This is a genomic window from Bradyrhizobium sp. AUGA SZCCT0177, assembly GCF_018130125.1.
Classification (GTDB): domain Bacteria; phylum Pseudomonadota; class Alphaproteobacteria; order Rhizobiales; family Xanthobacteraceae; genus Bradyrhizobium.
In genome coordinates, this window is record NZ_JAFCMA010000019.1 from 1 (window position 1) to 14337 (window position 14337).

Genomic DNA, 14337 nt, shown 5'->3' on the forward strand with positions numbered 1-14337 from the left:
CGGGTTACCAAGGTTGCCGGATTTCTCCGCCCGACCTCGCCATAACTCTATGGCCGTAGTCCACGCTGCCCAGCCGAAATGTCGAAGCGGGAATCTGGTCTGATTGCTCGAAACCAACAGGCCGTAATGGCTAAGGTTCCCGGAACTTCCTCGCGCATGCGGTTGTTGAGCGGCTATTCCGTTGAGGATGGTTGCGGTGCGGTTGGTACGGAATGAATGGCGCGCCCGGGTAAAGTCTTCGATATAGCCGCAACCGCTTTGCACTACTAACGTTCGGCCGCGAACAATCTGACCGTTTCTGTGAGGCCTTTCAGGGAATGACTACCTTCGTCATGAAACCTGATGTTTGATCCTGCGACAAGATCACGGACTGTATTCGACACCAGAACTTGCCCGGGCTTTGCCATCGTCGCGACACGCGATGCAATGTGGACCGCAATTCCGCTCAGATCGTCATCGGCCATTTCGACCTCGCCGGTGTGAAGGCCGGCCCTTACCTGCAGTCCAAGAGCTTCAACGCCTTCATTGATCGCCAGAGCGCACCGGATTGACCGAGCCGGCCCGTCAAAGGTTGCCAGGAAGCCGTCTCCCATTGTTCTCACCTCATGCCCTCGATGTCGCGAAATCTCCCGCCGCACGAGCGCGTTGTGCCGATCGAGCACATCATGCCATGCACGATCTCCGATCGTCTCGGCACGCTTGGTTGAGTTCACAATGTCAGTGAACAGAACCGTCGCGAGCACGCGATCAGATTCGATTGCGGATCGCGAGCCTGTCAGAAACTCTTCAACCTCATCCAATATCCGTTCTGTTGCGCCGGTCCACAACATGTGATCGCTGCCGGGAAGCTCGAGATATTTCGCGTTCGGGATTTGCCGGGCCATGAACCGCCCGGCTTCAACGTTGACGCGAACGTCCCCTTGTCGATGAATAATGAACGTCGGCACCCGGATCGACGGAAGGATTGGACGCACATCGATTTCGCTGTTCATTCGCATAAGCGCGACAACTGCGGAGGGACTTGCACCCAGGCGTTCAAAACGGGCCCATGACAACTTGAACGTCTCATCGGATGCCACACTGGGGGCGAACAAACGGAGGCTCTCGCCGGTGCCCCAATTTTTCTCCAAGCGTTCCAGGGCGGCATCTATCCTGTCCGGGGGTATAACCCACGAGAGGAAGTGGCCATAGGTGCCGTACAGGACCAACGCTCGGGTGCGCTCCGGGTAGGTTGCTGCGAACAAGACTGACATCGCGCCACCTTCGGAGATGCCGAACAGGGCAGCCTGTTGCGAGCCCGCGGCATCCATGACCGCGCGAACATCGTCCATGCGCTCTTCGAGGGTTGGCACACCAACCGTTCTGTCGGAAAGCCCGGTGCCGCGCTTGTCGAACATGATCAGGCGGGCGAAGGCCGCCAAGCGGGTCCAAACCCGCGCCCGATATGGCTCCTCCCAGGCGACGTCGAGGTTCGAAATGAAACCAGGAACGAACACGAGGTCGAACGGCCCTTCGCCGACGACCTGATAGGCGATGCGAACATCACCGCTCTTTGCGTATTGGGTTTTCGGAACCATTGCGCATCACTTCACATAAAGTGGCGTGATCGGCTTCGTCGCATTCCGTGAGCAGGTTCGACCTAAATCTTACCAGTTTGCCGCGGTACGCGGAAGTCAAAACCGCGTAGCCCAGCCTCAGCATGCGGTAATCGGCTGCTGCCTCAATCAGGTATCACTCAAGCCAATTTGGATTTGCAGGTGAAGCTTGCCAGTCTGGGCGGCACGGCTCTTGGCGGATCCCCCGCCGATTCGCCAAACTAATCTCGGACTAGGTCAAGAAATGGAGGAAGGTGGTTTTGGCGGCCAACATCAAACGGGAATGAGTAGCAAGCGGAGTCGCCAAACTGACGGGATTTGGCCCAACACACTTGATTCCGCTTCTCTCACACGATTAGCTCAAGCCGAACGTTCGGGAAAATCAGATGCCGCGCATTGTTGTCCTCGGTGCTGGCTTCGCGGGGCTCTGGGCCACCCTGGGTGCGGCGCGCAAGCGCGACCAGATCGGCGCGCCGGCGGCGGATGTCGAGATACTGGTCGTCGACCGCAACCCCTACCACAACATCAGGGTTCGCAATTACGAAGTCGACATCGGCGAGGCGGCGATACCGCTCGCCGAACTGCTCGACCCGGTCGGCGTCGATCACAGGGTTGCCGAGGTGAGGGCGGTCGATCCCGTCAAGCAGCGCGTGAGCGTCACCACGAATGGCGGCAGCGAGGTCATCGCCTACGATCGGCTGGTGCTGACGCTCGGCAGCCAGCTCGCGCGCCCCGCGATACCGGGGCTGGCGGCCTGTGGCTTCGACGTGGACAGTTATGCGGCGGCCGTCCGGCTCGAGGCGCACCTTGCCGCATTGGGCGGGCAGGCGGATGCCGGAGGCTGCGCCACGGTGGTCATCGTCGGCGCGGGTTTTACCGGCATCGAAGTCGCGACCGAGATGCCGGGCAAGCTTGAAAAGGCAGGCCTCACCGGCGAGCGACGCATTATTCTTGTTGATCCCAACCCCGTTGTTGGCGTGACACTCGGAGAACAAGCGCGCCCGATCGTCGGTGAAGCGCTGGCGGCGCTGGGTGTGGAAACGCGGCTCAACGTTAGAGTCACGGCGATCGATGCGAATACCGTCACGCTGAGCTCCGGCGAAGTCATCCCGACGCGGACGGTGGTGTGGTGCGGCGGGATGCGGGCAAGCCCGGTGGCGCAAACAATTGATGTCGAGCGGGATCGGCTCGGCCGTCTCCACGTGGATCAGTTCATGCGCCTCACCGGTGCGACAAACATCTTTGCCGCCGGCGACGTGGCTTCCTGCGTCGTGGACGGCGAACATGCCACCGTGATGTCCTGCCAGTTCGCGAGGCCGATGGGCCGCTTTGCCGGAAACAACGTTGTCGCCGATTTGCTTGGGCAGCCGATGCTTCCGCTTGACATCGATTGGTATGTCACCGTGCTGGACCTCGGAGCCTGGGGAGCGCTGCACACCGTCGGATGGGATCGCCAGCTGCACGCCTCCGGCGCGGCTGCCAAGGCGACCAAGCAGATTATCAACCGGCAGCGGATCTATCCGCCGCGGACGGGTGTACGCGCGGACATTCTGGCCGCCGCCGCGCCGACGGTGCAGAAGCCGCCGCCAACGGCGCGCTAGCAGAGGGGATAACCCTCAGCGCACTGCCGCATCACCGCTTTCCTTCGATCTCGATCTCGACGAGATAGGGGCGATTTCCCGCAATGGCTCGCTCCATGACCGCGGCAATGTCGCCGGCCTTCTCGACCCGTGTGCCTTCGACGCCCATGCCGGCCGCCAGATGCACAAAATCGAGATCCGGTCCCGTCAGGTCCATCTGCTGATAGGGATGCTGCGTTCCCGCCTCGAAGTTCTGTCGCCAGACGTCCACGTTATGCTTGAGGATGCGATACTCCCGGTTTGAAAGAATGACGAACACGATCGCAAGCTTGTGGTGGGCTGCGGTCCACAGCGCCTGAATGCTGTACATCGCCGAGCCGTCGCCGGAGACGGCGACCACCGGGCGATCCGGCATCGCGACCTTCACCCCGATCGCGCCGGAAAATCCCTGACCGATGCCGCCGCCGCGACCGCCGAAATAATCACCGAAGCCGCGATAATCGAACGATCGCGCCAGGTCGAGGCTGGCGGTGATGCTTTCGTCCACGATGACGACATTGTCAGGCAGCCCCCGCCGAAGCTCGGCCGTCACCCGTGCCATCGAGCTTGGCTCGCGGTTCCAGGCTTTCTCCAGCCGCGCCCGGTACGCCTCCCGATCGCGGGCGCTCGACTCGGCCAGCGCCTGATTGCGGCGCTCTGCGGCGAGCCTGAATGCGGCGCTTTGCCGGCTGCTTATGATGTCAGCCAGTGAGGCGATGCTGGCCGCCATGTTGCCGACGATGCCGCTGTCGAGGCGGTGATTGAACGCCAGACGCTCGGGCGATTCCTCGATCTGGACAACAACGGCGCCGTCGGGGAAATGGCTGCCTTCCGCATACCAGATGTCCTCGAAGAACGGCCCGCCCAGCAGCAAGACGAGATCGGCATCCGATAAGGCTTTACGAACCTGCGCGGCGTCGGCCGGGAGCGATTGGCGATAACTCGGATGGCGGGTCGGAAACGGCGCATGGGCGCGCAACCCTTCGAACCACACCGGCGCGCCGATCGCCTCCGCCAGCGCGACGAGCGCTTGAGAGGCCCCTGATCGGGCGACGTCATCGCCGGCGACGATCGCGGGCCGCTGCGATTTCAGAAGAAGCGAGGCCAATTCCTCGATCCCTGCGGGGTCCGGCTGCGCCGAACGCCACAATTTATCGGATGCGATCGCCCCGACATTGGTTTCCTGCTCCAGCACGTCGATCGGAAGCGAGACGAAGACGGGTCCCCTGGGCGCATCGGTCGCGACCTTGAAAGCGCGCCGCAGCACGGGCGCGATCTCATCCGCACGTTCCACCTGCGCGCTCCATTTGGTGACCGGCGCCGCCATGGCGACGAGGTCGTGGCCCAGCACCGGGTTGGCCAGCCGCATGCGCGTATCCTGCTGGCCGGCGGTCACGACGAGCGGCGAATGGGCTTTGAGCGCGCCGTAGATCGCGCCGATGGCATTGCCGAGCCCCGGCGCGACGTGGAGATTGGCCACAGCCGCGCGGCCGGTGGCCTGCGCATGGAAACTCGCCGCGCCGACCGCCACGCCCTCATGGAGGGTCATGACATATTCGATCTGCGGATAGCTCATCAGACTGTCCAGCAACGGCGTTTCTGTCGTCCCGGGATTGCCGAAGATGTGGCTCACGCCGTTCGACACCAGCGAATCCATCACTACACGCCGTCCGCGCATTAACTTGCTCCCTTTCAGGCTCGTTTTTTTGGACGATAACACGCAGGCAGCGTCCTCAATACCGTTGTTTGTGGCGAGCGGCCGAGCGTGCGCCGTGCAGCGAGCTCCCGGGCGCGCATGTGGGTTCCTCCTGACGCCCTACGATTGTTGGAACAAACCTGGGGCAGGCTGGTTTCGTTTGCTCAATTGGAGAGAATGCACCGATGAAGAAGCTCTTCTTGACGGCGTTCGCTGCTGCGCTTGCAAGCAGCACTTTCGCGCTTGCTGACACCCCCGTGACACCGGCCGAGGCCGAGAAGATCAAGGCTGTCCTGGAAGGCCTTGGCTGCACGGGTGGCAAGATGGAAAAGGAAACCGAGGCCAGCAGCTACTTTGAAGTCGATGACGCCAAATGCAGGGATGGGCAGTACGACATAAAGCTCGACAAGGACTTCAAGCTGATCGCAATGATCCGCGACTAAGCGGGGCGGGACAGAGCTTTGGTGATTTGCCCGTCGGGCTGAAGTGGCCACGAGTTGACGCCGCCTAAATAGCCATCAAAAAGCTGGCGCCTGTGTCGCACCCCGCGCATTCGAACGTGCGCAGTTCGATGTGGGAGCTGCTTGGTTCGATGAGGGTCAGCTTCATCGGCTTGCCGCATGTGGCGCACGGCAGCTCCGTGGTTTGGAAATGGGTACAGCTCGGCGGTGGACGCGCGATTTTCATGGTTGCCTCTGTCGACCTCGCAAGCCTTGTTCAATCCTCCCGGCCGACGCCGCCAGCTCTGTTCAAGACGTCAAGGGCAGGGTTTGAATTATCCAAACCGCGCCCTGGTCAGAGCTTACTCTGCTCGACGACATCGCAGCCCTGCGGTCCGTCAACCTGGCGGAAGACACCGTCATCGATATGATAAACGTGTTCCATCATGTGCCTCGATTGCAAGACTCGATTGCAAGAATAGGCGCAGCTTCGTATTTTCCTGCTTCTCAACGGATTTTGAATCGGCTGGGGACGATGCTGCAGCACCTATTCAGCGTACGGGTTACCAAGGTTGCCGGATTTCTCCGCCCGACCTCGCCATAACTCTATGGCCGTAGTCCACGCTGCCCAGCCGAAGGTCGAAGAGGGAGTCTGGTCGGATTGCTCGAAACCAACAGACCGTTATGGCTAAGGTTCCCGGAATCCCCTGACAAAGGCCGGATTGATTTCTCAGACAGACCGACATTGATCAGGGCGGCCGCCGACATATAGCCGTCCCAAAGCCGGGTCAGTTCGACGACTCAATCGTCGCGGGCGACCAAGCTGCCTTCGCTTGCGATCTGAATGGTGCGGTGGCCGAACATTTCAACCGCATACCGGAGCCCACCGGCCCGATCCTTGAATATCGCAACGACCGTTCCCTCGGCGTGGTTGCTGAATGCTTGATGGACCTTGTCACCGATTACGAATCTGGAAGCCATGGCGAATCCTCCACCCGACAGGCTTTGCCTCCAGTCAGGCTTAGATGCGGCTTCTTTGCGATCCATAAGTTGTCCCCGGCGATGTGAAGTGCCCGGGTTCGGTCCCAGGGGCAGACTCGGACATGGGCGCTTAGAACTTCGCTCTTCAAATGGGGACTGACGGATTCAATTTTTTCGGATTCAATTTTTTCCGACTGAGCTAAATTGACCATGCGGTGTTGCCGAAGCAGGCCATACTCAGACCATGACCTGGAGGCGACAATGCTGACCCATCAAGAATTCGCATCGCTGCTTGCGGTTGGCCATACCGCCGTAAATGACCGTCCGGCGGTCATCCCTGCCGAACACAGCGCCCGACTGATCGCGTTAGGCTACATGGCCGATATCGATGGCAAGTTGCGCCTAACCACACCGGGCAGAAATCGGATTGCTGCCGGAATCGCAGCTTTGGCCTCGTAGCGGCGGTGCGTCCGGGCGCCGCTGTCACGTCGGGTATTCCGATCATCGCTCAATATGGCGGTCAAGCAATGATAGCGCTGACGGGTTCGTCGTTAGTGCGAAAAGAGGATCGGCACGGGTGGCTTCGATAACAGGCTCTTGGTAGCGCCTCCGAGGATGAACTGCCTTAGCCTCGAGTGGCCATAAGCACCCATCACAAGCAAATCCACCCCGTGGGACAGCGAATACGATTCAAGGACGCTGCCAATCGGCTTGCCCTTGGCTTCGATCCTTTCCAGCACAACATCGATTTCGTGCCGAGCCAAGTTCTTTGCAAGTTGCTCGGCAGAATGCTTTGTGTCCATGTCCTTTTCATCGACAATTGTGACCACATGGACCTTTCTCGCTCTTTCAAGAAGCGGAAGAGCGTCCGATATCGCGCGGGCGGCAGCTCGGCTGAAATCCCAAGCCACAGCGATCGTGCCAAGCTCGAACGAACGTGACCGGGGAATTTTCGGCAAGACCAGGGTAGGCTTACCTGATCCAAAAATAACCGCCTCCGCGTACATTTGATCGTCCGAGTCCATAACTGGCATGATGGTCAGATCGTGCAGCCGGGCATAGTCGACAAGCAGGTTCGGGACCTCAGTCGGGGTACATTTCTGAAGGATTGCTTCGTGAGGAACGCCAGCCCTTTCCGCGGCTTTGTCGCATGCCGCGAGCAGGGTCTGGGCATTGTGCCGGCTCTTGGCGCCTTCACCCGCAATGATCTCGGGAAGATTGGCGAACGAGCCCGAAAGGAAATGTCCGGGCACCTGAACGTGCGTTTCGCAGGACAGCGCTGCGAGATGCGCGCCGAGGACCGCAGCGATTGAAACCGCATCGTCGACTACCGATGAAGGAGACGGCTCGGGATAGCTGGTCAATGTCACGAGAATATCTTTGAAAGCCAAGACTTCCTCCTCATAGCAATGCCGCGATCGCCCAAATCCTGGGCGAGGTGCGCGATGATGATGGCGGGAGCGCCGTGGCTCTCAGTCACCGATAGCGGCGAACAACGAACGCGATGATAACTCCTATATGGGCACCAGACTCGGGAAAGCGAGCTGAAGAGTCCATGTCCGAGATGGGTCAAATCGCCACTGGTCGCACGTTCGAGTCCAGACAGCGAGTTCTCGCTAACGCCGATCGTTGTACTGGCTAAGGCTCAAGCGATTTAAGGAAGCTGATGAAATCGCCAACTTGCCCGGGATCCAACCTGAACTCGGGCATATTCGCATGACCGGTGGAAAGCCCTTCGCCAAGCGCTTCTTCGAGCGACTCGACGGGATACCGCAGGTGGAGAGTTCGAAACGGCGGGGCAATGGCTAAGGAACTCAGGGTGAACTTATCGATGGAATGGCAATGCGAACAGTTGGCTTGTGCAAACGCCTTGCCCGCAGCGGCGTTGGGTTCGGCGCTGCATAAGGTTGCATTCACCAACACGCTTAGTGCGATAGCAACAGAGGATACGATACTCACCTTGAGTTGGTGTAAGTAAATCAAATAAGACGCTCCCGGCCAACGTGCCTGTTATGTCCGTCCAGAGGCCCGTGACACCCTCTTATGCTAACTGCGTCGGCGTTGCGGGATGAGCCGTTTTCGGATGGTGGTCGTGCAGGTACGACGCCAGATGTTTTCCGACGATAATGTCCCCGGCCATAGCGGTTTCGAAAAGGTTCTCCTGCACGTCGCGAGGGAGGTCCGGCCACAATGCGAGCGCGGCCTTGCCCAGCAAGCGCTCGAACTCGAGAGTTGAGTTAGCTATCATCATTGGACCACTCTATTTAACGCGGGCGGGGCAATCGGCCCTGCCGCCTTTATTCCGGTTCGCGGTGAACAAACTCGCGATAAATCTCTTTTCCACTTTCGTTGACAACCAATATCTCAAGGTCCTGGTCGTCCCGCAGGCTGTTGTCCCGGAAGTCCTGCGCGATCTCCTTGCAGTGCCTGATCGCTTCGGCATTGGTGTTGAACTCGATGCCGATGCGGTCTCTCATCGGGACGCCGTCTTTCATGTCAAAAAAGAACTTTTGCATGGTCAATGCTCGATTGCAGGGATCGTGGCCAATCAAACGCGCTACTTCGGTATCAGGCGCCCATCATGAACTTCGTGAGTGGCCACGTATTCGCGACGGGCGTCGATGGCGCGTTGATGCCATACGATTGCTTCGTCGATCCAGTAGTCATGACGTGTTGGATCCTCGTGCGCGTTCTCACGACAGGTTGACGCTTTGGCGATGCACTCGTGGCGCCGATACATCAGGCTATCAATCCGCCACGTTCCAACCATGCATCAGTCACCGCGCTTTCGATGATGTGCTGTTGAACCCTCCTGCAATGCGGGCAAGTAAACGTTCGCAGGTCCTGGCCCGTATCGCTCGGTTCGATAGCGGTCAACTTCATGGGAGAACCACAAGCCGTGCATTGTGGACCCTGGCTTTGTCTTTGCAGCATGGACGTTACCTCAGTTCGGTGTTCTGAGTTCTCCCCCGAGCCATCCGACCACCTTCGACTTCAAGGGATCCGACACAATGACGCTTGTCTGCACGCGATCGCATTTAGGGCATTCGAACAGCCGGTGCTCGAAGCCGATCGGCCCCGGCCAAACGCGCTCCAGCAACATCCGCGTTTGGCAGTGGAGGCAGCGCGGGCGCTCGATCGCGATCAGAAATTGTTGGGATGAAGTCATGATGCTTCCCTGAATTGGGCGGGAGCGTTCCAGAACTCTCAGTCACCGGTAGATGCCGAAGCGGGCCGGTGATGGAACCAGCTTGGCACTCCCCCGGTCCCCCCGTCTGTTCCATTTTGCTCACATTCCGAAAGTTAATGAGTTGGAGGCCTTCCAAAATGGCGATGCACAAGCGTCGCGTCGGGGCCGTCCCAATCAGGACCCGGCATATCTGTTTCGCATAGTGGTCAAAATTGAGCAGCGCCAAAGGCAGGGATGTGCTGACATTTGCATAGGACGGGTGCGCCATTCGGCTGCGCCCGGCTCTCAAAGACCGGCCCCAGCAGGAAGCCAGCCCCTGGCTGGGGCCGCTCTCATCGCGGCGCGCCGGCCGATCACATCGCCATTGCGATCACCAGAAATCAACGAGGCCGCATCGCGGCGCGACGTCGTTTCACGTTCACGGTCGAACGTGGTGAACTTGGACAGAATGACCCCGGCGCTTGGGCTTGGGGGCTGGTCCGCGCCGGGGCCACGCTTGGAAACGTCGCCGTTGCGGACAGCGACGTTCGGCTTCAAGCCGATCACATTCGCTGCGGCGGCGCTGTTCTCTTTTGCTCACTTCCAACTATAGGGACCAGAAATCCGGCAACGTTGACCGTTCCGAAAGGTCCTGGAACTTGTGCGAGATGCGGCGGTTGGTCCGCTCACAGGAGAGTTCAATGCATAAGGATGGAAAGCAAATAGTCGAGACAGCGGTGGAGGCCAGAGGTGGTCTCTTGGGCAGACCCGTTCTCCTGGTGCTCATCGTGAGCTGCGTTCTGGCAGTTGCCGCACTTGTCGTGACGTATTCAGGGGCGTGAAGAGGTCCTTTGAAGGGGGCGTCACGGTTCGCGCTTGATCTCGGGTTTGTCGTACAGGACCGCATTCAACAATGAACTATTGACCTCAATTTTTCCGTTGTAGCTGATGAAGCCGAGCTTGCGGAATTTGTTCATGAAGAAGCTCACCCGGGACCGGGTGGTGCCGATCATCTCGGCCAGGGTCTCCTGGCTGATATTTGGGATGATCGGCTGGGGACTGCCTTCCTTGCCGAAATTCGCCAGCAGAAGCAGCAGGCGCGCCAACCGCTTTTCGCTGGAGTTGAAGAGCTGATCGATCAGGTCTTCCTCAATGCGGCTGTTGCGGGTCAACAGATAGGCCATGAACATCTCGGAAAACTTCGGTTGATCGTGAAGGGCCGCGAGCATTGCGGCCTTCGTGATAGTGGTGACCAGGCAGTCTTCCATCGCGGTCGTGGTCGCGATCCGCACCGAATGGCCGTTCATGCAGCCTTCGCCAAAGAACTGGCCGGCTCCAAAAATCCCGACCACCGCCTCTTTGCCTTGCTCAGATATGACAACAACCTTGACCCGTCCGCTCTGAATGTAAAAGACGGTGTCTGCCGCGTCGCCCTGGGCGAAGACGACCTGATCCTTATGAAATTCAAGGATCGTTTTGCCCTCGCCCACGACGGCGAGAAACGCCTTGGGATCAAAGGCAATCTGATTGGTGTTGTTAGCCATGTCCGGTTTGATCCCGCGGCAGGACATCTACCTTAGCCGTTTTGGCCGTAGCGGTCCGGAATTTAACTACGTCCGAGGCGGCCCTACTTATGGCCATCCACGGCATGGGCGGCCAGCCACTTTTTGTCGCAGGCGAGCGAGCGCATCGAAGCCGCAATCTGCCGGTGCTCATTGCGGGCTGGCCCGGGCGGCATGGAGCGCGAGTGCCTGATAAGTAGCCGGCGCAGTTCGTAAAGCTCCGCCATCGTGTAGCGCTTGGTTTCGACGGCGTTATTTTCCACAAGCTCGCGAGCCCATGTCATCTGCCTGATCTTCCGATGTGGGGTGACGATAGCATCATGCCGCGTCGCAACACCGACTCGCTGGTCAAAATTGCTCACATTGCCAAATAACGGGAAGAGGAACCCGCTTCGGGCATCCGCGGCGGCTCACTTCGGAGATTGCAGGTGAACGAGGCGTGAACCGACAAATTCAAAGTGGTCCACGGCGGTTCGCGTTGCTCCGAAAGTGCCCAAACCGTACGCTCAATCCACGATTTTCCAGTACGAGTCCTTGCGGATCACCTTGCCGTCGCGGAACGTATAGAAGTCACAACCCTGGACCTCTTTTCGCGCGCCCTCGCGGGTGGTGCCCGTGAGGGTCCATTTTGAGATGCCGGTGTCGGCAGCCGCGTCCACAAAATGCGCTTCGTTGCCGTAGTGGACATCGGGCAAGCCTTCAAAGCGCGTTGCCAGCGCTTCCCGTACATTCCGTTTGCCCTCGAAACGGGAGCCCCACGGGCTGCTTCCCCTCGGCATCTCCAGCACACAATCCTCAGAAAAACACGCCATGATGCGATCGAGATCGTGCGCGTTGAAGGCTTCACACAGCTCCCTCAGTGCGGCGCGAATGTCCATTTGCCGTCTCCATCCCGTTTGGACAGTCTTGCCTGCACTCACATCAGAGGCCAAGCGTGACCTCGGCCCAGCGCATCACCCTATCGCCGTTGAGGAACTCGATCACGCTTCGCTCGGTCGCCGCCGGCCGGTCGTGGCCGAGCACAGCGGTTGCGGCGATCATGTCGCAGCGTTCGTTGAAGACGACCGATATCGCCGTTTTGCCGGGCGGATTGCGCGCGTTGAGCGTGTAGGCGCGGCTGCGGCCTTTCATCCACGCAATGTTGACCGGACGACCGGCGCCGAGCGGCGCAACGTCGCCGACGAGAACAAGATCTCCCATGCGATCCAGATCTTCATCATCGGCGACGCCGGTCGTGCAATTGCAGAACCCGATCTTGGCACGCAGATAGAGGCTCACCTCGGCGCCGCAGTCAGCCGCCTTGCAGCGGAACGCTTTGCCCTTTCCCCACTGATCGATGGGAAAGGGCCAGGCCACCTCGGTCCATACCGGCGCGGTCGCAGTTGCCGCCGCGTGCCGTGGCAGACCGAACCACGCCAACGCCGCCGCGAGTACGCATCCCAGCGAGGCTGCTGCGACGGCGATAGCTACCCTTTTCATTGCACCACCGTTCTGGTCGCTGGAGCAGGATGACTTTTCTTCGAATCGTCATCCGGCTCTATCTTTTTGTTTGAGCATGATCTTTTCGGAAAACCGGTGCCCACTTTTGCGGATCATGCTCTAGTTGCTGGCGAGATACGTCTTTGCCGCCGCGACCTCGCGCCGCTCCGTGTCGGCGTTCGCCGCGAGCGCCATGAGTTGCTGATAGTTCTGTCGCGCCGCCGCCTTGTCACCGAGCGTGTCGGCGGCCTTGGCTGCACCGGCGTAGCCCTGGAAGCGGTTCGGCTCCTTGGCCTTGGTGGCCTCGAATGCCACAAGCGCCTCCTTGGCCATGCCGCGATCGAGCAGCATGGAGCCGTAGAGCTCGCGCGCCGGCGCCATCGGACCTGGCGTGACCACATGCTTCTCGGTCAGGTCCTCGGCGTCCGCTGCCGCACTCATGGCCTTGAGAGCCTCGTCGTACTTGCCCTCCGAGTGAAGCACCCAGGCAACGGCGACCTGATGCTGGATGTCGACGATCTGCGACCAATAATTATCCTTGGCGTCGCGTAACTTGTCGCGCAATTCCGCGAGCTTCTGGACATCAGCCTTGGCGGCTTCCGGCTTGCCGGAGCGCGCCGCGCCGAGCGCGCGTGCGAAATGCGAGATCGCCATCGCGTAGTTCAGGCCGCTCGGCCTGACGGATAGTTGCGAGGCGGCGTCCCAGTCGCCGCGGTCGATCGCAAAGCGGGCCGGCGAGGCCGCCAGCGCGTAGTCGGCGGCCGCGACCGTCACCTTGAAGTCGGTCTCTTTGATCATGTCGTCTATGACGGCGCGCGCCTGCTGGTCCTGGGCGAGCTGAAGATGGGCATAAACCATGTAATCCTGCGCGTGCAGGTAATTGCCCACCGACTTCTCGGACTTCGCGGCTTTCACGGAGGCGGCGTTGGAGACGATCGATTCCTTCCAATAGCCGACGCGGGTGTAGATGTGCGACGGCATGTGCTGGGCGTGCGGCGCGGCCGGAGCGATCTTGGCGTAGCGGTTGGCGGCGTCGAGGCCTTTTTGCGCAGTCGCCGGATAGTCGTAGAGGTGGATCAGGTAGTGCGTCACGCCCGGATGCTGCGGCAGCCGTACGGACATCGGCTCCAGGATTGCGGCGCCCTTGGTCTGCTGCGCGTAGGTCTTGTCTTTCAAATCCGCCGAGGTGTTGAGCGTGATGGCGTAGGCAATCTGAGCCTCGTCATCGTCTGGATATTTCGCTGCGATGTCGGCCTGTTTGTCGCGCAGCGCGCGCATGCGCTGGGCATGGGGGATCGTTTCGTGGTCTGCATACATCACCATCATCGCATCGATATAGTCGCGTTCGCGCTCGGTCTTGGCTCCGATCTCCCTGGCTTTGGTGATCGCGGCGAGGCCGGGCGCAAGATTCGGCCGCGGAATTGCGGCGTGCGGATTGTCCATCATCGTGAGCGCGATGCCCCAATACGCCATGGCGCATGTCGGATCAGCCTTGATGGCCTCCTCAAAGATCTCCTTGGCATTGATGTACCAGAACGAGTGCTGGTAGCGCATCGCGCGATCGAAGCGACGCTGCGCAACATCGTTGCAAGAGGTTTTGAAGCTCACGTTACCGAGCTGCTGATCCACGTCGTCTTGCGCGGCGACCAGCGGCTGAGACGTAGAAAGCATAAGAGCCGCGACGGCGACACCGAATGGAGACTTCCGCATGGATTTGCTCCCTCTGGCTCATCTGGCAAGAATGGATGCCACTATACGACTTTCGGTCCTTTGCCGGAACCACCCGCATCATGGCA

At 60.0% G+C, this 14337-nt stretch carries 16 protein-coding genes; 4 read left to right on the forward strand and 12 right to left on the reverse strand.

Features of this window, described 5'->3' with window-relative positions; all coding sequences use genetic code 11:
• Window positions 1-266: 266 nt before the first annotated feature.
• Window positions 267-1577, reverse strand: a complete 1311-nt coding sequence (locus JQ597_RS21900; RefSeq protein ID WP_212266347.1) for an adenylate/guanylate cyclase domain-containing protein — start codon at window positions 1575-1577, stop codon at window positions 267-269.
• A gap of 404 nt (window positions 1578-1981) precedes the next feature.
• Here JQ597_RS21900 and JQ597_RS21905 point away from each other — a divergent pair, with 404 nt between their 5' ends.
• A complete protein-coding gene (locus JQ597_RS21905; RefSeq protein ID WP_212266349.1) occupies window positions 1982-3196 on the forward strand; it encodes an NAD(P)/FAD-dependent oxidoreductase in 1215 nt (404 codons plus the stop codon).
• Window positions 3197-3227: 31 nt separating this feature from the next.
• Here the strand turns inward: JQ597_RS21905 and JQ597_RS21910 are convergent, their stop codons facing one another.
• The gene (locus tag JQ597_RS21910) at window positions 3228-4892 is read right to left on the reverse strand and encodes a thiamine pyrophosphate-binding protein (protein ID WP_212266351.1); all 1665 of its coding nucleotides are present in this window, start codon (window positions 4890-4892) and stop codon (window positions 3228-3230) included.
• 203 nt (window positions 4893-5095) lie between these two features.
• Between JQ597_RS21910 and JQ597_RS21915 the strand changes: the two genes are divergently transcribed.
• The gene (locus JQ597_RS21915) at window positions 5096-5353 is read left to right on the forward strand and encodes a hypothetical protein (protein ID WP_212266353.1); all 258 of its coding nucleotides are present in this window, start codon (window positions 5096-5098) and stop codon (window positions 5351-5353) included.
• Window positions 5354-6151: 798 nt separating this feature from the next.
• Here the strand turns inward: JQ597_RS21915 and JQ597_RS21920 are convergent.
• Window positions 6152-6397: a hypothetical protein gene (locus tag JQ597_RS21920; RefSeq protein ID WP_212266355.1), complete on the reverse strand. Its 246-nt coding sequence runs from the start codon at window positions 6395-6397 to the stop codon at window positions 6152-6154.
• Window positions 6398-6592: 195 nt separating this feature from the next.
• Between JQ597_RS21920 and JQ597_RS21925 the strand changes: the two genes are divergently transcribed.
• Window positions 6593-6790 carry a hypothetical protein gene (locus JQ597_RS21925; protein ID WP_212266357.1) on the forward strand — a complete coding sequence of 66 codons (198 nt, stop codon included), beginning with the start codon at window positions 6593-6595 and terminating at the stop codon, window positions 6788-6790.
• Between the two features lie 92 nt (window positions 6791-6882).
• On the opposite strand, the gene JQ597_RS21930 is transcribed toward JQ597_RS21925, so the two are convergent.
• On the reverse strand, window positions 6883-7722 hold the full coding sequence (locus JQ597_RS21930) for a universal stress protein (protein ID WP_212266359.1): 840 nt from the start codon (window positions 7720-7722) through the stop codon (window positions 6883-6885).
• Window positions 7723-7969: 247 nt separating this feature from the next.
• A complete protein-coding gene (locus tag JQ597_RS21935; protein WP_212266629.1) occupies window positions 7970-8266 on the reverse strand; it encodes a c-type cytochrome in 297 nt (98 codons plus the stop codon).
• A gap of 133 nt (window positions 8267-8399) precedes the next feature.
• Between JQ597_RS21935 and JQ597_RS38305 the strand changes: the two genes are divergently transcribed.
• Window positions 8400-8567 carry a hypothetical protein gene (locus JQ597_RS38305; RefSeq protein WP_212266361.1) on the forward strand — a complete coding sequence of 56 codons (168 nt, stop codon included), beginning with the start codon at window positions 8400-8402 and terminating at the stop codon, window positions 8565-8567.
• Between the two features lie 61 nt (window positions 8568-8628).
• Here the strand turns inward: JQ597_RS38305 and JQ597_RS21945 are convergent, their stop codons facing one another.
• From JQ597_RS21945 to JQ597_RS21975, 7 genes are all read right to left on the reverse strand, one after another.
• Complete coding sequence (locus JQ597_RS21945; protein ID WP_212266363.1) at window positions 8629-8847, reverse strand: DUF6894 family protein; 219 nt, start codon at window positions 8845-8847, stop codon at window positions 8629-8631.
• A 428-nt stretch (window positions 8848-9275) separates the two neighbouring features.
• Window positions 9276-9500, reverse strand: a complete 225-nt coding sequence (locus JQ597_RS21950) for a response regulator (RefSeq protein ID WP_249148101.1) — start codon at window positions 9498-9500, stop codon at window positions 9276-9278.
• An 863-nt stretch (window positions 9501-10363) separates the two neighbouring features.
• Window positions 10364-11044: a Crp/Fnr family transcriptional regulator gene (locus JQ597_RS21955; RefSeq protein WP_212266365.1), complete on the reverse strand. Its 681-nt coding sequence runs from the start codon at window positions 11042-11044 to the stop codon at window positions 10364-10366.
• Between the two features lie 83 nt (window positions 11045-11127).
• Entirely contained in the window at window positions 11128-11346 is a 219-nt protein-coding gene (locus JQ597_RS21960) for a hypothetical protein (protein WP_212266367.1), read from the reverse strand.
• Between the two features lie 222 nt (window positions 11347-11568).
• A complete protein-coding gene (locus JQ597_RS21965) occupies window positions 11569-11940 on the reverse strand; it encodes a nuclear transport factor 2 family protein (protein ID WP_212266369.1) in 372 nt (123 codons plus the stop codon).
• A 43-nt stretch (window positions 11941-11983) separates the two neighbouring features.
• A complete protein-coding gene (locus JQ597_RS21970; RefSeq protein ID WP_212266371.1) occupies window positions 11984-12541 on the reverse strand; it encodes a hypothetical protein in 558 nt (185 codons plus the stop codon).
• 120 nt (window positions 12542-12661) lie between these two features.
• Window positions 12662-14251, reverse strand: coding sequence for a tetratricopeptide repeat protein (locus tag JQ597_RS21975; RefSeq protein ID WP_212266373.1), 1590 nt, complete (start codon window positions 14249-14251; stop codon window positions 12662-12664).
• Window positions 14252-14337 lie beyond the last annotated feature (86 nt).

Coding starts and splice junctions, on each gene's coding strand:
- JQ597_RS21900 (WP_212266347.1), bottom strand. CDS start 1,577: ATGGTTCCGAAAACCCAATACGCAAAGAGCGGTGATGTTCGCATCGCC.
- JQ597_RS21905 (WP_212266349.1), top strand. CDS start 1,982: ATGCCGCGCATTGTTGTCCTCGGTGCTGGCTTCGCGGGGCTCTGGGCC.
- JQ597_RS21910 (WP_212266351.1), bottom strand. CDS start 4,892: ATGCGCGGACGGCGTGTAGTGATGGATTCGCTGGTGTCGAACGGCGTG.
- JQ597_RS21915 (WP_212266353.1), top strand. CDS start 5,096: ATGAAGAAGCTCTTCTTGACGGCGTTCGCTGCTGCGCTTGCAAGCAGC.
- JQ597_RS21920 (WP_212266355.1), bottom strand. CDS start 6,397: ATGGATCGCAAAGAAGCCGCATCTAAGCCTGACTGGAGGCAAAGCCTG.
- JQ597_RS21925 (WP_212266357.1), top strand. CDS start 6,593: ATGCTGACCCATCAAGAATTCGCATCGCTGCTTGCGGTTGGCCATACC.
- JQ597_RS38305 (WP_212266361.1), top strand. CDS start 8,400: ATGAGCCGTTTTCGGATGGTGGTCGTGCAGGTACGACGCCAGATGTTT.
- JQ597_RS21945 (WP_212266363.1), bottom strand. CDS start 8,847: ATGCAAAAGTTCTTTTTTGACATGAAAGACGGCGTCCCGATGAGAGAC.
- JQ597_RS21950 (WP_249148101.1), bottom strand. CDS start 9,500: ATGACTTCATCCCAACAATTTCTGATCGCGATCGAGCGCCCGCGCTGC.
- JQ597_RS21955 (WP_212266365.1), bottom strand. CDS start 11,044: ATGGCTAACAACACCAATCAGATTGCCTTTGATCCCAAGGCGTTTCTC.
- JQ597_RS21960 (WP_212266367.1), bottom strand. CDS start 11,346: ATGACATGGGCTCGCGAGCTTGTGGAAAATAACGCCGTCGAAACCAAG.
- JQ597_RS21965 (WP_212266369.1), bottom strand. CDS start 11,940: ATGGACATTCGCGCCGCACTGAGGGAGCTGTGTGAAGCCTTCAACGCG.
- JQ597_RS21970 (WP_212266371.1), bottom strand. CDS start 12,541: ATGAAAAGGGTAGCTATCGCCGTCGCAGCAGCCTCGCTGGGATGCGTA.
- JQ597_RS21975 (WP_212266373.1), bottom strand. CDS start 14,251: ATGCGGAAGTCTCCATTCGGTGTCGCCGTCGCGGCTCTTATGCTTTCT.